The organism is Rhodobium gokarnense, from assembly GCF_025961475.1.
GTDB classification, from domain to species: Bacteria; Pseudomonadota; Alphaproteobacteria; order Rhizobiales; family Rhodobiaceae; genus Rhodobium; species Rhodobium gokarnense.
On sequence record NZ_JAOQNS010000008.1, the window covers coordinates 17,693 to 36,997 of the forward strand.

General features: G+C 65.9%; 12 protein-coding genes. 6 read left to right on the forward strand and 6 right to left on the reverse strand.

Annotation, left to right across the window (positions count from 1 at the left end):
* Positions 1–6: 6 nt before the first annotated feature.
* Together M2319_RS14430 and M2319_RS14435 are read left to right on the forward strand one after the other, a co-directional pair.
* Entirely contained in the window at positions 7–3,273 is a 3,267-nt protein-coding gene (locus tag M2319_RS14430; protein WP_264602170.1) for an AsmA family protein, read from the forward strand.
* A 181-nt stretch (positions 3,274–3,454) separates the two neighbouring features.
* Positions 3,455–5,485 carry a putative bifunctional diguanylate cyclase/phosphodiesterase gene (locus tag M2319_RS14435; protein ID WP_264602171.1) on the forward strand — a complete coding sequence of 677 codons (2,031 nt, stop codon included), beginning with the start codon at positions 3,455–3,457 and terminating at the stop codon, positions 5,483–5,485.
* 15 nt (positions 5,486–5,500) lie between these two features.
* Here the strand turns inward: M2319_RS14435 and M2319_RS14440 are convergent, their stop codons facing one another.
* Positions 5,501–7,486 (reverse strand): protein meaA, encoded by a 1,986-nt coding sequence (locus M2319_RS14440; protein WP_264602172.1) that lies wholly within the window; start codon positions 7,484–7,486, stop codon positions 5,501–5,503.
* 153 nt (positions 7,487–7,639) lie between these two features.
* Complete coding sequence (locus tag M2319_RS14445; protein WP_264602173.1) at positions 7,640–7,948, reverse strand: hypothetical protein; 309 nt, start codon at positions 7,946–7,948, stop codon at positions 7,640–7,642.
* Positions 7,949–8,247: 299 nt separating this feature from the next.
* Between M2319_RS14445 and ccrA the strand changes: the two genes are divergently transcribed.
* From ccrA to M2319_RS14460, 3 genes are all read left to right on the forward strand, one after another.
* The gene (gene ccrA, locus M2319_RS14450; protein ID WP_264602174.1) at positions 8,248–9,543 is read left to right on the forward strand and encodes a crotonyl-CoA carboxylase/reductase; all 1,296 of its coding nucleotides are present in this window, start codon (positions 8,248–8,250) and stop codon (positions 9,541–9,543) included.
* Between the two features lie 206 nt (positions 9,544–9,749).
* Positions 9,750–12,668, forward strand: coding sequence for a DUF3772 domain-containing protein (locus M2319_RS14455; protein ID WP_264602175.1), 2,919 nt, complete (start codon positions 9,750–9,752; stop codon positions 12,666–12,668).
* A 52-nt stretch (positions 12,669–12,720) separates the two neighbouring features.
* Positions 12,721–13,257, forward strand: a complete 537-nt coding sequence (locus M2319_RS14460; RefSeq protein ID WP_264602176.1) for a CAP domain-containing protein — start codon at positions 12,721–12,723, stop codon at positions 13,255–13,257.
* Positions 13,258–13,293: 36 nt separating this feature from the next.
* Here the strand turns inward: M2319_RS14460 and M2319_RS14465 are convergent, their stop codons facing one another.
* The gene (locus tag M2319_RS14465; RefSeq protein WP_264602177.1) at positions 13,294–13,953 is read right to left on the reverse strand and encodes a hypothetical protein; all 660 of its coding nucleotides are present in this window, start codon (positions 13,951–13,953) and stop codon (positions 13,294–13,296) included.
* Positions 13,954–14,097: 144 nt separating this feature from the next.
* Here M2319_RS14465 and M2319_RS14470 point away from each other — a divergent pair, with 144 nt between their 5' ends.
* The gene (locus M2319_RS14470) at positions 14,098–15,759 is read left to right on the forward strand and encodes an acyl-CoA synthetase (protein WP_264602178.1); all 1,662 of its coding nucleotides are present in this window, start codon (positions 14,098–14,100) and stop codon (positions 15,757–15,759) included.
* Positions 15,760–15,929: 170 nt separating this feature from the next.
* On the opposite strand, the gene M2319_RS14475 is transcribed toward M2319_RS14470, so the two are convergent.
* The 3 genes from M2319_RS14475 to M2319_RS14485 form a co-directional block, all read right to left on the reverse strand.
* Entirely contained in the window at positions 15,930–17,108 is a 1,179-nt protein-coding gene (locus tag M2319_RS14475) for a GNAT family N-acetyltransferase (RefSeq protein WP_264602179.1), read from the reverse strand.
* Between the two features lie 4 nt (positions 17,109–17,112).
* Positions 17,113–18,525 carry a lipopolysaccharide biosynthesis protein gene (locus M2319_RS14480; RefSeq protein WP_264602180.1) on the reverse strand — a complete coding sequence of 471 codons (1,413 nt, stop codon included), beginning with the start codon at positions 18,523–18,525 and terminating at the stop codon, positions 17,113–17,115.
* Positions 18,526–18,796: 271 nt separating this feature from the next.
* Complete coding sequence (locus tag M2319_RS14485) at positions 18,797–19,282, reverse strand: GNAT family N-acetyltransferase (RefSeq protein ID WP_264602181.1); 486 nt, start codon at positions 19,280–19,282, stop codon at positions 18,797–18,799.
* Positions 19,283–19,305: the final 23 nt, after the last annotated feature.

The window sequence follows — 19,305 nt, forward strand, 5'->3', positions numbered from 1 at the left end:
GGCGTCGTGCGCAAGTGGCTGATCGGTCTGGGGGTGGTGATCGCCGTCCTCGTCGTCATTGCCGTTGCGGTGCCGATGGCGGTGCCGAAGGCGACGGTGAAGGACCAGATCATCGGCCAGATCGAATCCGCGACCGGCTGGCGGCTCAGGATCGACGGCGATATCTCGGTCTCGGCGCTGCCCTTCCTGAAGCTGGAGGCGACCGATGTCGGCCTCTCCGGCGCCGCCGGTGCCGACGGCATTGAATTCCTGACCGTGCGCGAGATCCGCTTCGGCCTGTCGCTGGTCTCGCTCATTGGCGGCGTCGTCGACGTCACCGGCATCACCCTCGTCCAGCCGAACGTCTTTCTGGAGGTCGACCCCTCCGGCCGCCAGAGCTGGGCGCCGCGCCGGGCGCTCGAGGAGATCGCCGGCGATGCCCCGGCGGAAACCGCGCCGGCGGACAACGGCGAAGCGGGCGGCGGCGAAGCGGGCGGCGGCGGCTTTTCCCTCGACCGCCTGCGCTTTGGCGCCATCGAGATCCGCGACGGCCTTGCCGTCTGGCACGACCGCCGCACCGGCGTGAAGCAGACGCTCGCCGAACTCAACGTCACCGCCAGCATGCCCTCCGTCAACGATGCGGCGACCCTTGAGGGCTCGCTCACCTGGAACGGCATTCCGGTGGAACTCGACCTGTCCGCCGGCAACCCCAAGGCGCTCGCCGAAGGCGGCGAGAGCGGCGTCACCGGCACCCTCGCCGCGGCCGATGCCAATCTGACAATCGACGGCAGCCTGGCGCTGGAACCGGCCCCGACCTTCAGGGGCCGCGTCGAGGCGGAGGCGGATGACCTTTCCGAGACCCTTGCAGCCTTCAAGGTCCCCGCCCCCGACATGCCGGCGCTCGGCGAATTCTCGCTCGCAACGGGCGTCGCCTACGGACCCGATGCGGCAAGCCTTTCCGATCTCACCGCCACGCTCGACGAGACGACGCTGACCGGATCGCTCGAAGCTGCGCTCGGCGGGCCACGCCCAACAATCTCCGGCGCCCTTGCCCTCGACCGCATCGACCTCGACCGCTTCAAGGCAAGCGGCGGCGGAAACGATACGAAAGGCGCGGGAGGAGGAGGCGACACCGGCGCGATCGACCTGGCACCGCTCAATCAGGCCGATGCGGACCTCACCCTCAGGATCGGCTCGCTCACCGGCGGCGACGTCACGGTCGCCGACATCGCCGGCAGCGTGAAGCTGGCAAATGGCAAGCTCGACCTCGACATCGCCCAGACCCGCCTCCTCGGCGGCACCGCGGCCCTCACCCTTGCCGCCGACGGCAGCGGCAAGGCGCCGGCCTTTGCCGGCACGCTCAAATCAGCCGGCCTTTCGGTGCCCGATCTGCTGCAGCTTGCCGGCCGCAACGACCCCGTCGACGGCACGCTTGAGACCGACCTCGCCTTTGCCGCCAGGGGCAACACGGTGCCCGCGCTCACCGCCGGCCTTCAGCTTTCCGGCACCGCAGCGCTCCGCAGCGGCGCGGTCCGCGGCCTTGGCCTCGCCTCCGCCTTCGGCGGCGACAAGAGCGCCAACCGGATCGAGAACGCCGACATCGACGTCGCCATCGCCGGCCTCGGAAAACCCGTCACCGCCACCGGCGCCCTTTCCTGGCGCGGCGACCGGTTCCGGCTCGATGCCACCGCCGACCCCGCAGCGCTCGCCTCCGGCGCGCCCAGTTCCGTGCGCTTCAATATCACCTCCAACCGCCTCGCGGTCGGCTTCAACGGCAAGGCGTCGACCTCCGGCAAGGCCGACGGCACGGTCACCATCGAGACCCAAAACCTGCGCGATCTCGCCGGTTGGCTCGGCAATCCGCTGCCGCCGGGCAAGGGCCTGAAGACGTTCAGCTTCTCCGGCCGGCTCGGCTATGGCGGCGACACTGTCAGCTTCGACAAGGCAAAGATCGCGCTCGACGGCACCACCGGCAACGGCTCCGGAAAGCTCACCCTCGGCGGCGCGCGGCCGAAACTGACGGCAAAGCTGGCGCTCGCCACCCTGAAGCTCGACCCCTATCTCGCCGGCGACGGCAAGGGCGGCGGCGGGGGCGGCGGCGGGGGCGGCAACCGCGGCGGCGGCTGGAGCGACGAGCCCATCGACCTTTCCGGCCTCCAGGCGGCCGATGCCGACCTCGACCTCAGCGCCAAGGCGATCGAGTGGGACAAGCTCCGCATCAACGGCACCAAGATCGACGTCGTGCTTGATGCCGGCCGTCTCGAGGCCAAGCTGACCCGCATGCGGCTCTACCGCGGCACCGGCGAGGGGCGCCTCCTCCTCGACGGCTCCGGCAGCACCGCCGGCGTCGAAGCCTCCTTCAAGCTGAAGGACATGGCCGCCCGCCCGTTCCTCAACGATGCCGCCGATTTCGACCGCATCGAGGGCACCGCCCATCTCGCCCTCGACCTGAAGACCAGCGGCCGCAGCCAGCGCGATTTCGTCAAAGCGCTCGCCGGCAAGGCCGATTTCGACTTCCGCGACGGTGCGATCCGGGGCTTCGACGTCGCCAAGACGGTGAAGGCCCTCTCCGTCGACACCCTGCTCGGCTGGAAGGGCGGCGGCGGCGACAAGACCGCCTTCAGCGTGCTGAGGGCCGACTTTGACATCAAGAACGGCATCGCCAAGAGCACCGGCTTCCGGCTTGCCGGCCCGCTGGTCCGCGCCGGCGGCGGCGGCACCGTCGACATGCCGAAGAAAACCCTCGACTGGAAAGTCGATGCCAAGGTCGTCGCCAGCCTCGAAGGCCAGAAGGCCCGGCAGCAGGGCAAGAAGGGAAAGAACGCCAAGGCCGACGGCGACAAGGAGCGCCTTGCCGGCCTCGGCGTGCCGATCATCATCAAGGGCCCGTGGGACAATCCGCGCATCTATCCGGACATCTCCGGCATCCTGAACGACCCCAAGGGCGCCTACGAGAAGCTGAAGGGCCTCGGCGGCGGGCTTTTCGAGGACGGTGGTGCGGCGGGTGCCGTCGATGCGCTGATCGGCGGCAAGGGCGGCGGCGAGGCCATCTCCGACCTCGTCGGCGGCGGCGAGAAGGGCAAGGCCGTCAACAAGGCGCTCGACGCCCTCGGTCTCGGCGGCGGCTCGAAAAACGCCAATAACGGCAAGGCCAAGAACCGTAAGGCAAACAACCGCAAGGCCCGGGGGCAAAAGAAAAACGCCGGCAACAAGGCCAAGAACAACAAGGCCAAGCGCAAGCGCGACGACGACCGCCCGCGAACCATCGAGGACGTCTTCGACCGGTTCAACTGAGATCGGCCGAAGGCCTCGCTCTCCGCCGCGCGATCCGGCGGCGCGCGTCTCCTCGCCGGCCGGCTTGCGGCCCCGCTCGACTTCTATCTTTCCAAGAAGTGGAACATTCACGAAAAATAAAGAGCCGCCGCATAACTTATATCCGATCGTGTAATGCATTGCGGATGATGAGCGCTTGGCAATGGCCTTCAAAGCCGTTTTCAGCAGGGCGAAAGAAGTCTTTAACCATTACTTCTGCGTCCCCCGGAACAATCCTGACCTGACCCTTGCACAGCATCGGTCGCTGTCGCGGCATATTCCGCTGTTCTACATCGTCCTTGTCGCCAACACGGCCGTGGTCGCGGTTACCCATCTCAACATCGCCCCGCCATTTCTGACGATCGTCGTTCCGGTCCTCCTCAGCGGTGTCGTGTTGACCAGGGTCTTTGCCTGGCTGTCGATGCGAAAGGCGGAGGTGACGGCCGACCAGGCGCTGCAGGCATTGCGGCGGACCAACCTGCTGACGATCCCGCTCGCCGGCTTCTTCACGGCCTGGGCACTGGTGCTGCACGGCTATGGCGATGCCTATCACCAGGGCCAGGTGACCTTCTTCGTGGCGATCACGGTCATCGCCTGTATCTTCTCGCTGATGCATCTGAGGTCGGCCGCGCTGTCCGTCGCCCTCGTCGTCAACGTGCCGCTTCTCGTCTTCATGGTGCTGACCGGCGAGCCGACCTTCATCGCCACGGCGATCAACATCGCCATCGTCTCCGTCGCCATGCTGTCGGTGCTGCAGAGCAACTACAACGACTTCGCCCAGCTCACCGTGTCCCGCCAGGCGCTGCTGCTGCAGCAGCGCGAGCTGGAAAAGCGGACCGCCGCGGTGCAGCGGCTCTCAAATCGCAATCTCAGCCTTGCCCGGCTCGACAGCCTCACCGACCTCGGCAACCGGCGCAGCTTCTTTGAGCGCTTCGACCAGATCGTGGAGACCTGCGGCGGCGAGCGCTTCGCCATCGGCATCCTCGACCTCGACAGCTTCAAGCCGATCAACGACCTGCACGGCCATGCCGTCGGCGACCACGTGCTGGTCGAGGTCGGCACGCGGCTCCGGGAGTTCAGCCGCGACGGCGTCGAGATCTTCCGCCTCGGCGGCGACGAATTCGGCTTCATCATGCGCAACACGCGCAAGGTCGACGCCATCGTCGCGTTCGGCGACCGCATCTGCGGGGCCGTCGCCAGGCCGATCGCCCTTCCGACCGGCTATACCAGCATCTCCGCCTCGGTCGGCTGCGCCATCTACCCGCTGGCCGCCACCGACCCGCAACTGCTCTACGAGCGCGCCGACTACGCCCTTTACGAGGCCAAGCGGAACAAGGGCTCGGGCGTCGTCGTCTTTTCCGGCGCCCAGGAACAGGCCCTGACCCGCAAGCACGCCATCGAGCGCGCCCTGGTGTCGTCCAACCTGGAAGACGAGATGTACACGGTCTTCCAGCCGATCGTGGAACTGCGCGGCCGCCGCATCGTCGGCTTCGAGGCGCTCGGCCGCTGGGCCAATCCGCAGCTCGGCGAGATCAGCCCGATGAGCTTCATCCCGCTGGCGGAGCGCACCGGCCAGATCAGCGCCATTTCCCGGATCCTGTTGCGCAAATCCCTGACCGCCCTGAAGGACTGGCCGGAAGACGTCTATGTCTCGGTCAACCTGTCGGCCCACGACATCGCCAATTCGGAGAGCATCCTGCGCCTTCTCGGCATCATCAACGAAAGCGGCGCCGACCCGGAACGGATCGATTTCGAGATCACCGAAACGGCGATCGTGCAGGATTTCGAGCAGGCCAAGACCGCCCTCAACATGCTGCGCAATCTCGGCGCCAACGTCGCGCTGGACGATTTCGGCACCGGCTATTCCAGCCTCAGCTACATCCACCGCCTGCCGTTCAACAAGATCAAGGTCGACCGCAGCTTCGTCGCCGAGATCGAAAGCTCCGGCAGCAGCTTCAAGATCGTCAAGTCGCTCCTGATGCTGTGCAATGACATGGGCCTGAAGGCCATCGCCGAGGGCGTGGAGACGGCCGACCAGCTCCGGGTGCTGCGCCAGCTCGGCTGCAACAAGGTCCAGGGCTACTATTTCTCTAGGCCGATGCCGGCCGGCGATGTGCTGCCGTTCCTCGACAGCTTCGATGCCCATGAGGCGATCGAGGCCGCCAATCCGGAACTCAAGCGGCAGTCGGCCTGACCACCGCCCGAAACCTCACGCCGCCCGCTCGGTCTCCCCGTCGACGATCCGCACCACGTCGGCCATGATGTCGGTGAGCTGGAAGTCCTTCGGCGTATAGACGTTGGCAACCCCCATCGCCTTCAGGGACGCGGCGTCCTCTGGCGGAATGATGCCGCCGACCACGACCGGCACGTCGTCGAGGCCGTTCTTGCGCATCCGCTCCATGACGTCGCGCACCAGAGCGAGATGCGAGCCGGAGAGGATCGACAGACCGACCACGTGGACGCTTTCCTCAAGCGCCGCATTGACGATCTCCGCCGGGGTCAGCCGGATGCCCTCATAGACTACTTCCATGCCGCAGTCGCGGGCCCGGACCGCGATCTGTTCGGCACCGTTGGAATGGCCGTCGAGGCCCGGCTTGCCGACCAGGAACTTCAGCCGCCGGCCGAGCTTGTCGGAAACCGCGTCGACCGCCTTGCGCACATCGGCAAGATTGGCGCCGTCGCTGCGCGCGCCCTGGCCGACGCCGGTCGGCGCCCGGTATTCGCCGAACACCTCACGCAGGGTTTCGCCCCATTCGCCGGTGGTGACCCCGACCTTGGCGCAGGCGATGGACGCCTCCATGACGTTGCGGCCTTCCCGCGCCGCCGACGCCAGTTCGGCGAGCGCCTCCACCACCTTGTCGGTGTCGCGCTCCCGGCGCCAGGATTCCAACCGTGCGACCGCGTCGCGCTCGACCGCCTCGGCGACCGTCAGCACCGAGCCTTCGCCGGTGGTCAGCGGCGAGGGCTCCGTTTCCGTCCACTTGTTGACGCCGACAACGATGGAGTCCCCGGCCTCGATGGCCGCGAGCCGCGCGGTGTTCGATTCCACGAGCTGGCGCTTCATGTAGCTGGTCTCGATGGCCGCGACCGCGCCGCCCATCTGGTCGATGCGCTCCAGCTCGGCCCGCGCCTCCTCCTTCAAGGATTCGACCCGCGCCTCGATCTCCCGGCTGCCGTCGAAGATGTCGGCATATTCCAGAAGGTCGGTCTCATAGGCCATGATCTGCTGCATCCTCAGCGACCATTGCTGGTCCCAGGGCCGCGGCAGGCCGAGCGCCTCGTTCCAGGCCGGAAGCTGCACGGCGCGCGCCCGCGCCTTCTTCGACAGCACGACGGCGAGCATTTCCACGAGGATGCGGTAGACGTTGTTTTCCGGCTGCTGCTCGGTAAGGCCGAGCGAGTTGACCTGGACGCCGTAGCGGAAGCGCCGGTATTTCTCGTCCTCAATGCCGTAGCGCTCGCGGCAGATCTCGTCCCACAGATCGACGAACGCCCGCATCTTGCACATCTCGGTGATGAACCGCATGCCGGCATTGACGAAGAACGAGATACGCCCGACGGCCTTGGGGAAATCCTCTTCCGGAATGGCGCCCGTCGCCTTCACCGTGTCCAGCACCGCGATCGCGGTCGACAGCGCAAAGGCGAGCTCCTGCACCGGCGTCGCCCCGGCCTCCTGCAGGTGGTAGGAGCAGACGTTCATCGGGTTCCATTTCGGCATTTCCCGATAGGTCCAGGCGATCACGTCCGTCGTCACCCGCATGGAGGGTTGCGGCGGGAACACGTAGGTGCCGCGGGAGAGATACTCCTTGACGATGTCGTTCTGGGTGGTGCCGGCAAGAAGGCTGCGGTCGGCGCCCTGCTCGTCGGCGACCGCCGCATAGAGCGCCAGCAGCCACGGCGCCGTCGCATTGATCGTCATGGAGGTGTTCATGCGCTCCAGCGGAATATCCTGGAACAGGGTCCGCATGTCGCCGAGATGGGCGACCGGCACGCCGACCTTGCCGACCTCGCCCCTGGCCAGCGCATGGTCCGGGTCGTAGCCGGTCTGCGTCGGCAGGTCGAAGGCGATGGACAGGCCCGTCTGACCCTTCGCCAGGTTGCTCCGGTAGAGCCTGTTGGAATCCTCGGCCGTGGAATGGCCTGCATAGGTCCTAAAAATCCAGGGCCGGTCACGTTCGCCGGTTGCCTCACTCATCGCGTCCACCCGTCTTGGTCTTTGGTGCTTGTTCTTTGGTGTTTTTCGGTCAAAGGCCCGTCAAACACGGATCATAGAGGGATAGAGCGTGCAGTGCAGCACGTCATTTGACAATTTGTCGGAGAACAGCGAAGGCCGGATCGGGCGCGGCAGTCAGGACCGGATGACGCGGCGCAGGACCAGCGGCAGGAGGATCATCGCCAGCGCGCCGGCGCTCGCCGTACCGATCCACAGCGGGATGGACTCCGCGTTGATCCGGATCGGCAGCCAGTGCCGGACGATCGCCTTGTCGAGCAGGAAGATCGCCGCCGACGCCCCGGCAAACGCCAGCACCGCATTGCCGATCATGCCGAAGCCGAGGCCGCCCAGAATGCTGTCGGTAATCCAGCCGATCGCCACGGATGCGACGAACAACAGGATGACGAGGGTGATGTAGTCGCCGGACGAAAAGCTGTCGAGCACGGGGGCGCTGCGCCTTCAACGCGGGGTTCGGACACCCGCAGATGCTGACAGCAAGACTTTAAGAAAGTGCCAAAACGGACAGCCGGCGGCAAAGCCGCCCATTGGAGAATAGTCAAATTGAAAAGCCGGAACGCCGCGGGAATGATGGCCGCAACCGGCCGCGCCGCCGGCACTCCGGAAGGCTTTCCGGCGGCTGCGACGCGCGGTTGCAAAGAAGAGCGCTTGAAACGCGCCGGCCACGCGATATGCTGCGTTGCACAACCCGGGCCGGCAACAAGAACAACCAGGGGAGACGACCCATGCCCTCCATTGCGGAGACCAATATTCCCGAGGCGGCGACCAGGCGAGAAAAGAAAGACCTCTACGAACTGGGCGAGATTCCGCCGCTCGGACATGTGCCGAAGAACATGTATGGCTGGGTGATCCGGCGCGAGCGCCACGGCCCGCCCGAAGAGGCCATGCAGCTCGAGGTCGTGCCGACCTGGGAGATCGACAGCCACGACGTGCTGGTCCTGGTGATGGCCGCCGGCGTCAACTACAACGGCATCTGGGCCGGGCTCGGCGTGCCGGTATCGCCCTTCGACGGCCACAAGGCGCCGTACCACATTGCCGGCTCCGATGCCTCCGGCATCGTCTGGGCCGTCGGCGACAAGGTCACGCGCTGGAAGGTCGGCGACGAGGTCGTCATCCACTGCAACCAGGACAATGGCGACGACGAGGAATGCAATGGCGGCGACCCGATGTTCTCGCCGAGCCAGCGCATCTGGGGCTACGAGACGCCCGACGGATCCTTCTCCCAGTTCACCCGCGTCCAGGCCCAGCAGCTCATGCCGCGCCCGCAGCACCTGACCTGGGAGGAATCGGCCTGCTACACGCTGACGCTGGCGACCGCCTACCGGATGCTGTTCGGCCACCATCCGCACGAACTGAAGCCCGGCCAGAACGTCCTCGTCTGGGGCGCCTCGGGCGGCCTCGGCTCCTACGCCATCCAGCTCATCAACACCGCCGGCGGCAACGCCATCGGCGTCATTTCCGACGAGGACAAGCGTGACTTCGTCATGCAGCTCGGCGCCAAGGGCGTGATCAACCGCAAGGACTTCTCCTGCTGGGGCCAGTTGCCGACGGTCAACTCGCCCGAATACGCCGAATGGTTCAAGGAAGTGCGCAAGTTCGGCAAGGCGATCTGGGACATCACCGGCAAGGGCAACAACGTCGATATCGTCTTCGAGCACCCCGGCGAGGCGACCTTCCCGGTCTCCACCTTCGTCTGCAAGAAGGGCGGCATGGTGGTGATCTGCGCCGGCACCTCCGGCTTCAACTGCACCTTCGACGTGCGCTACATGTGGATGCACCAGAAGCGCCTGCAGGGCTCCCACTTCGCCCACCTGAAACAGGCCGCCGCGGCCAACAAGCTGATGATCGAGCGCCGGCTCGATCCCTACATGTCCGAGGTCTTCCCCTGGGAGCAGATCCCCAAGGCCCACACCAAGATGTGGAAGAACCAGCACGCCCCCGGCAACATGGCGGTGCTGGTCAACGCGCCGAAGACGGGCCTGCGCACCTACGAGGACGTGCTGGAAGCCTGCGAGTCGTAAGGCGGCAAGATAGTACCGGGCGTTGCGGTCGACGCGACGCCCGGCGCCATTCCCGCCGGCAGCGGGCGGGCCCCGCCCGCACGATCCGGCGTGTATCAGCGCGCCGGTTTCCCTTCCCTCTTTCCCCGAACGCCGATAGAAGATGGGCTCGCCGTCCCGCCGTTGCGGGGCGGTGCCTTTCGCCATGACGACCCGCGGGAGAACGCGTGACACATCCGGGGACCGACGCCACCGACACCGCACCGCCGACCGGCCGCGGCCGTGCCGCCAGGGCGATCGCGCTGGCCGCCGCCCTTGCCGCAGGCCTTGTCCTGGCGGCAGCTCCCGTCCATGCGCAGCAATCCGGCGATGCCGCGACGGTTCCGGTAGAAAGCAAGGCCGCCCCCGCCGCGTCGCAGACGCCGGATCAATCGGCGCCGGACAAGGCAACACGCGACACGCCGCCTCCGGCCGACGCCGTGGTGCAGCCGAGGGCGCGCCCCCTCGACATGCCGATCGACCACCGCGAAGACCGGAACGGCGGCAACGGGGACAGCGCGAAGAGTGGCCCGGCCGATGCCGGCCCGGCATCACAAGGCACGCCGCCCCCCTCCGGCAACAGCCGGGGTGCCGACGCGCCCGACGCTGAGAACGCCCCGGAAAACGCATCGGCGAACCCGCCCGAGGCCGCGCCGGCCGACGCCGCCGAAGGCGAGGCCGAGGCCGAGCTGCGCACCACCACGCCCCTCGCCATTCCGATGGCCGAGGTCCGCAAGAAGCTGGAAGCCTGGGAACGCAACCTCAACCAGATGACGGCCGCGCTGCAGCGCGAGGGCCTGACCAACCGGGACCTCAACGAGTTGCAGGGCAATCTGGAGGTGCTCCGGCTCGACACCCTGCAGACCCAGAAGTCGATCAGCCCGGCGGTCGATGCCCTCAATGCCCGCATCCAGCAGCTTGCCCCGGCCGAGGACGAAACGGTCGAGTCCAAGGAGGTCAAGGACACCCGGACCGAGCTGGAGAAGGAACGCGCCCAGCTCGAAGGCCTCGTCAAGCAGATCGGCGTCGCGACACTGCGCGCCGAGGAACTGGTCGCCGCCGTCAACGACCGCAAGCGGACCCTCTTTGCCCGCCGCCTGTTCGAGCGCGAGCGCAGCATTGCCGACCCGACGCTCTGGCTCAACGCCTTCAACGACCTGCCGGCGGCGCTCGGCAGCCTCGCGCTCCTGGCGGTCGACTGGTGGGGGCTCCTGAAGGCGCAGATCGGCGAGATCGCCGGTATCGTGCTGATCGCCATGGGCGGCCTTATCCTGGCGCTGGTCGCCTTCTTCCACCGCCTGCTGCTGCGCAAGTCGAAACGCATGGCGCTGACCGAGGAGCCGCCGCTCCTGAAAAAGGTGTGGGCGGCGCTGGTCGTCATGCTGGTCAACATGATGCTGCCGCTGCTCGGCGTCGGCGTCTTTTTCGGCATCATCGAGGTGATCGGCGCCTCGCCGGACCGGATCGACAACTTCTCGTGGACGATCATCTTCACCGTCCTGACCCTGTCCGCCACCCACGGCCTGACCCGCGCCATCCTGGCGCCCGGCCGACCGAACTGGCGCATGGTGCCGCTGACCGACGGCGCCGTCGACCGGCTGATCATCCTGATCTTTTCCATCGCCCTGATGCTGGCGGCCAACGTGCTGCTCGACGGCATCGCCCGCAATCTCTTTGCACCGATCTCGCTGACGCTGCTCGTCCATGGCAGCTTCGCCGTCGTCTACCACCTGCTGATCCTGTCCAGCGTCAGGATCGTCGCCCGCGGGCGCATTGCCTCCGGCGCCGACGAGCAGGCGAGCCCGGGGCGGTTCTGGTCCTGGTTCATCCCGCTGGTCACGCTCGCCTCGATCGCCGGCCTCGTCGGCACCGTGCTCGGCTTCATCGCCTTCGGCTGGTTCGTCGCCATCCAGATCATCTGGACGGTCACCGTGCTGTCGCTCCTGCACCTGCTCCTGATCTTCGTCGACGAGACCCTGACGACGGGACTGAGGAACGCGGCGGCGGCCCGCATCGAAGCCGGCGACAGTCTCGTCTCCCAGGCCCGCAGCGAACAGGTCGGCGTCATCCTGTCCGGCCTCTTCCGGATCATCCTGATGGGCCTTGCCGCGGTCCTGATCCTGACGCCCTGGGGCGTCCAGTCGACCAAGCTGCTCGGCTCCCTGGAGGCGTTGTTCTTCGGCATCAAGGTCGGCGACGTCACGTTCTCGCTGTCCGCCGTCCTGATCGCGCTCGGCATCTTCCTTGTCGGCTACGCCTTCACCCGCTCGATCCAGAGCTGGATGGAGAACCGCCTGCTGCCGAGCACCAGCCTCGACATCGGCCTGAAGACCTCGATCAAGACCGCGGTCGGCTATGTCGGCGTCATCATCGCCGGCATGATCGCCTTTTCCTATATCGGCCTCGATTTACAGAACATCGCCATCGTCGCCGGCGCGCTCTCCGTCGGCATCGGCTTCGGCCTGCAGTCGATCGTCAACAACTTCGTCTCCGGCCTGATCCTTCTGGCCGAACGGCCGATCAAGGTCGGCGACTGGATCGTCGTCGGCTCCGAACAGGGCTTCGTCAAGCGCATCAACGTGCGCGCCACGGAGATCGAGACCTTCGACCGCGCCGCCGTCATCGTGCCGAACTCCGATCTCATCTCCGGTGTCGTCAAGAACTGGATGCACAACGACGTCACCGGCCGCATCATCGTGCCCGTCGGCGTCGCCTATGGCAGCGATCCCGACGAGGTGCGCGAGATCCTGATGGAATGCGCCCGCGACGAGAAGATGATCCTCGCCTATCCGGCGCCGAGCGTGTTCTTCATGGATTTCGGCGACAGCTCGCTGAATTTCGAGCTGCGCTGCTACGTCTCCGACGTCGGCTACCTGCTCGGCACCGCCAGCGACCTGCGCTTCAAGATCTACCGACGCTTCGCCGAAGCCGGCGTCGAGATTCCGTTCCCGCAGCGCGACATCAACCTGCGCGATATGGACCGGCTGGAAAAACTGATGGACAAGCGCAAGGCCGGACGCGCCAGGCCGAAGACGGCGGAGCCCCCGCGCGACGACCGGCCGAGCTATGCCGACATCGATCCGAACGATGCGGATGGAGATGATTAACCATGGCCGTGGTAGGACCGTCGGCGGGGCAAAAGGAACAGGGACACGATTTATGCCTGAACGGCTTTTTCCGGCGCTGACGCGGCGCCGCCTTGCGGCAGCCTTCATCGCCGCCGCGCTCGGCCTTGGCGCCTGCACGGGGCCGGAGACGGTCTCGCCAATGTACCGCGAGCTCGACCGGCCCGGCGTCGACCTCGGCAACGACGTCGTCATCTACGAGGTCGTCAACTCCTACCGCGCCCGCAACGGCCTGAGGCCGCTCACCGCCGATCCCGTGCTGAACCGGCTGGCGAAAGAGCAGGCCGAGGCGATGGCCGAAAAGGCCGACGTCCGCATCGCCCTGACGGCGGACCGCAAGATCGACAAGCGCCTCGACGACGCCGGCTACGCCCACAAGGCCGCGGCGGAGAACGTCTCCGCCGGCTACCGCACGATCGCCGAGGCGTTTTCCGGCTGGCGCTCGTCGAAACAGCACGACGCGGTGCTGCGCCATCCGACCGCAACCAGAATGGGTGTTGCAACCGCCTACGTGCCGGGCAACAAATACCGGGTGTTCTGGAGCCTCATCGTCGCCGAGCCCGCGGATTGATGCCTCGTAGGAAGATCTCGATCTGTCAGACTTGATCTAACATTCCTTTGGCGGTTCAATTTGTTTGATCTCGTCGGGCGAAGTCAGTTGTTTTTGCTCTTCTTTTTTGGCATTTCCGATTAGGCGCGCTATCGAGTCGACCCATTTCCTAAGCGGTTCGAGCTTTTCACCGATTTCACCTCCCAGTGATGCGGTCGCTAGCATGAAATCAGCGACGACCTCATATCGAGTTCGTACTCTTTCAATCTCAATCTCAAGGTTATGTATTTTCTTAAAAATCGCATCTTTCTTGTTTTCTTCAATTTTTGAATCACGAATTAACGTCTTAATTTTCGATACATAATTTATGATTTCAGATCTTGTTTCGATATCAATTTGTACAGAATATTTTTTATTTCCTCGCCTCTTAATTTTCAGATGAAGCAATAATGCACCTACAGATGATAGAAAATCGTCGAAATTTTGTATGTGGTATTCAATATTGGAATCGGGATTAATATAGCGCAAAGACCCTTTAAGCTCTAGGGTATTCAAAGATGTCATAATAGAAGTTATATAATAGTTTTTAAGCCTTCTATCAACAAGGTTCACACTTCTATTTTGTAAAATTAACTCATTACGAAACTCTTTTTCCAATAAAATGAATGCTTGAGCTGGATCATCCGGCAATTCAGCAAGAAATTCATCGGACAACATGGAATCTGCCTCTCCAATGGGATCTCGACATGACCCGAAACCCACTTTGATTCTATATGGGCTCAATCGTTTAGAATGACCAACGTGGCTACTCCAATAAGATGGTAAGCCGCAGAATACCATTTCAAACACTAGGTAAAACCCATGCTGCCGCAGGCAACCGACTATGACGCCTTAAGGGCCGCGTTCCGCTGGCAGGTGCCGGAGCGCTACAACATCGCCCTTGACGCCTGCGACCGCTGGGCCGTGCGCGATCCGGACCGCACGGCGATCATCCACGTCGCCCACGACGACAGCGTCACCGACGTCTCGTTCCGGTATCTGGCGGAAAGCTCCAACAGGCTCGCCAACGCGCTCGCCGCCCACGGCATCGGCCGCGGCGACCGGGTCGGCATCCTGTTGCCGCAGATGCCGGAGACGGCGATCGCCCATTTCGCCATCTACAAGCGCGCGGCCGTCGCCGTGCCGCTCGCCGCCCTATTCGGCGTCGACGCGCTGCGCTACCGGCTCGGCGATTCCGGCGCCAAGGCGCTGGTGACCGATGCTTCGGGCGTCGAAAAGATCGCCGCGCTCGCCGACGAGTTGGAAAACCTCACCCTTGTCATCTCCGTAGACGGACCGGCAAGCGCCGGGCGCATCCCCGTCGTCGGCCTTGCCGACCTCCTGGAAAAGGCAAACGACATCGCCGACGTCGCCGACACCGGCCCCGACGATCCGGCGATGATGATCTACACCTCCGGCACCACGGGGCCGCCGAAGGGCGCGCTGCACGGCCACCGCGTCCTCCTCGGCCATCTGCCGGGCGTGGAGATGCCGCACGAGTTTCTGCCCCGGGCCGGCGACCGGCTCTGGACGCCGGCCGACTGGGCCTGGGCCGGCGGGCTCCTCAACGTCCTGTTGCCGGCGTTGCATTTCGGCGTCCCGGTGCTGTGCCACGCCTTTGAGGGTTTCGACCCGGAACGGGCATTCCGGCTGATGGCCGAGCACCGGGTCAAGAACGCCTTCATCCCGCCGACGGCCCTGAAGCTGCTGCGCGCCGTCGACGATCCCAACGCCCGCCACGACCTTGACCTCAGGACCATCGGCTCCGGCGGCGAATCCCTCGGCCGCGAGGTCTATGAGTGGGGCCGGGAGGTCCTCGGCCTGACCATCAACGAGTTCTACGGCCAGACCGAGTGCAACCTTGTGCTTTCCTCCTGCGCCGCCATCGGCGTAACCAGGATCGGCGCCATCGGCAAGCCGGTGCCGGGCCACGACGTCGCCGTCATCAACGCCACCGGCGAGGCGGCGCCCCGCGGCACCCTCGGCCAGATAGCCGTCGCCCGACCCGACCCGGTAATGTTCCTCACCTACTGGAACAATCCGCAAGCGACGGAGGAGAAATTCGTCGGCGACTGGATGCTGACCGGCGACCAGGGGATCATGGACGAGGACGGCTACGTCCATTTCGTCGGCCGCGACGACGACGTCATCACCTCGTCCGGCTACCGCATCGGCCCTGGCGAGATCGAGGACTGCCTGATCAGCCACCCGGCCGTCAAACTCGCTGCCGCCGTCGGCAAGCCCGATCCGGTGCGCACGGAAATCGTCAAGGCCTACGTGGTGCTGGCGCCGGGCGAGACACCGAGCGAGGAACTCGCCGACGCCATCCGCGACCACGTCCGCACCCGGCTCTCCGCCCACGAATATCCCCGCGAGGTCGCCTTCGTGACCGAAATGCCGCTCACCACCACCGGCAAGGTCATCCGCCGGACGTTTCGCGAAGAGGCACGGAAGGAAGCGGCGGCGAATGAGGGCAGCCGATAAGCCGCGCTGGATTGCCGCGTCGGCCTTCCCAGGCTCGCGTCACGCGCCGCTCCCCGTCCTTTGGACCCTCGCAATGACGTTGGGATTATTACGAAAATCGTCATTGCGAGCGGAGCGGAGCAATCCAGAAGCCACTGCGGTTCGGCGAACTCAAACGCCTGTCCGAAACCCTACCCCCGCTTCAACCGGTCCCGCACCGTCCCCGCCAGCCGCTTGGCGAGCGTCCGTGAGCGCTGGTAGGCGTCCGCTTCAGCCGCCGCCAGCCGGAACCGCGTGCGCGAGGCTCCCGCCGGGACCAGCAGCGTACCGATGGTGCGCCGCTCGTGCCAGATGTGGTCGACAATGGGATGGCCGGCATCGGCGAGGGAATCGATGCGGTTGACGTAAACGTCATCAAGGACTGCCTCGGTCAGGCCGAGGAGCGCCAGGAAGCCGGGCGATTGAGCCGCGAACGCCATGTCGTGCGCCATCTTCCAGGTGAAGACGTCGCCGCCGTCGACCAGCGAGACGACGATGCCGACGGGCCGACCGTCGATCCGGTAGGCGTCGATCCTGACGCCGCCGATTTCGGCAAGTCCCGCGATCGCCTCCTGCGCGAACGTCGTGATCCTGGCATCGCAGGCGAGTGCCGTGCCCCTGTCCCCCTTCCAGCCGGCCGCTTCGAGCCGAAGGAAGTCCGCAAAGGCAGAGGCGACGGCACCGGGCTCCGTGGCCGTCGTGAAGGTGACGACGCCATGGCGGGCGAGCCGGCGCAGGAACCGCCGCTCGTTGCGCCGCCGGCAGGGCGACAGCACCGTCTGGCGGTAGGCCTCGGCGGACAGCGGGCTTTCCAGAAGCGCGCGCCGGTGGACATTGAGGGAAACGGGCACCGCCCCCAGCACCGGCGCATGGCGCCGCAGCGCCGTGCCGACGGGCCCGTCGAGGCTGAGCTCCGGAAAGGCAAGGGCGCCGCCGGAGCCGGGCGCGAGCAGGGCCGCAACGGCGGCATCCACCGCGTCCCGGTCGATGAGCGGCGTGCCGAGCGGCGCGTAGGGATGCGTCCAGACGGACGAGGACGCACCGAAAACGCCGAAGCCGAGCGAGCCGCGAACGACCGGGGCGAGCCCGAGCAGCCGTCCGGTGCGATCCCACACCCGGCGCACGGCGATCCCCTTCGGCTGAAGCGCCGCAATCGCCGGCAGCAGGAACTCCGGCCGGAAGAACGGATTAGGCTCCGCCGCCCGGTCGGCAAGCTCGTGCCAAGCGGCGCGGTCCGCGGCGGCGGCCGCGACCGGCACCGTCTCGCAGGCAAAAGGCTGTGGACCGGGTGCGGAGTCGCCAAGGATCGGCCTGTCAGGAATGCAATCCATTGGCCTACTCCGCAGCCGGAGCCGGCTTCGGCCGGGCAAAGACAAAAACGTTGAGGCCGAGCTTGCGCCTGGTGACGGAATAGAGCGCCAGCGACTCGCCGATGAGCGCCAGGCTCATGGCCGCCGCCGCGCCTTGCGCGCCGAAGGGCGGGATGAGGATCAGGCAGAGCATCAGATTGGCGGCGAAGGTGCCGGCATAGATGACGGCCGCGGCGTTCTGGTGGCCGGCCATAGTGAGAAGCGATTCCACCGGCCCAAGGGCGGCGCGGGCGACCACCCCGGCGGTGAGGATGACGAGAGCGGGATAGCCCGCGGCAAAACCGGCGCCGAACAGCGACAGCACGAACTCGCCGAAGGCGACCAGCAGGAGCGCGAAGGCGAGCGACGGCCAGAACGTCCACTTGACCGAATCGGCGACGAAGCTCGCAAGGCCGTCATGGTCGCCGGAATGGAAGAATTTCGAATAGCGGTGGGCCGCGCCGGCGCGGACCGCGTAATAGACGAAATGGACGAGGGCGAGGGTCTTGGTGGCCGCGAAATAGACGGCAACCTCCTCGGGCGAGCGGAACTGGCCAAGGATGACGATGTCGGTGCCGGTCAGGAGCACGAAGAAGCCGTCGACGAGGAGGATCGGCAGGGAGATCCTGAGCCAGTCGCCGAGCGCAAAGCGCCGCGCGCCGGCGGCAACCACGCCCGCAAGCCGCCGATCGAGCCGCAGCCACTGGATGACAGCCGTGACGTAGGTGGCGCCGATGGCGGCAAGGCACACATTGGCGGCATCGAGGGGGATGCCGGCGCCATCCATGGCCAGCACGACGGCAAGGATCAAGAGCGGGCGCCAGATATAGATCGGCGAAAGGGCCAGGTCGGTCCAGGAATAGGCCCGGCAGATGCCCTCCTGCACCTCCGTCAGAGTGAAGAGCGGCAGGCAGACGAGGGCAAGGTAGATCGGCAGCACATAGTGGCTGGCAACGAGGTCGCCGAGGAGAAAGACGCCGAGGGCGCCGAAGCCGGCAATGGCCGTTGCCGCGACGAGACCGACGAGGCGGCTGCCGAGGATGATCCCGCGCAGGTCGTCGAGCCGGCCCGTTTCCTGGTACTCCGGGATCAGCCGGATGACCGAGGTGGCAAAGCCGAGATGGACCATGGAGCCGAGGATCGTCACCCAGGTCCAGACGACGACGAAGATGCCGTATTCGAAGCCGCCAAGAAACCGGGCGAGCACGATCTGCGAGCCATAGGCGATGACGGCGCCGACGATGCGGATGGCAAAGGCAAAGGCCGCCATGCGCTGGGCGCCGGCGTGCTCGTCGGTGCCGGTGAGGATGTCCTCAAGGCGGGCAAGGAGGGGCTCTGCCCGGCGCGACAGGCGCGGCGGCAAAAGGCTGAGGCCGGTCTTGATCCGCAGTGCCCGCAAGGAGCGCTCCCCATCGTCAGGCACGGCGCCGAGGCGGCAATCCGGCCAGATGCGAAAGTGTCGCAGGCAAGGCTTAAGATTCCGTGCGCCGATGCTCCGAATCGCCGAGGATGGGGCCAGCGGTTGGATTTCGCCGGCAATTGCATGCATTTAATAATTTGCATGCAGTGTATTCACTCGGTTTTAAGACGATTTATTTCAATACGTTAGGATTGTCGGTCTTGAAGGAGACGGTGACCTGCCGACGGAACGGCCCCACGCCACCGCCTTTTCAGGACCCGCATGTATCCAATTTATACTTGTGAAACCGGGCATCCCCATAGGCCGTTTCGCCGACCCGCCAGGCGCCGAGACGGCGAAGGCCCGCGAGGTTTTTCCGCGACGGCGACAGCAGGAAGGTGACGAACGGAATGCGCGGGTCCGACCGGGCAAAGGCGAGGGCGAGGCGGGTGATCCGCATGCCGAGACCGAAATGCTCCGGCCTCAGGACGAGCCCGAAATCCCACTCCGCGCCTTCCTTCTGGAAGCCGCCCCAGCCGGCGTAGCGCTCGCCGGCAAAGATCGCCCAATGGCCGAGGCCGTCGCGGCGCCAGGCGGCCTCCTTCATGGCAACGAAGGCTTCTGCGGCAGCCCGGTCCCAGCGGCCCGGATCGAGGGGCATATGTGCGGTGACGCGGGGATCGGACATATGCGCCGCGATCTCCTCGGGCGCCACTTCGCTGAGGCGTCCGAAGCGGATGTCGGGATCGTTGGTCATCGGCAAAGCCGCAGCGCGGCCGT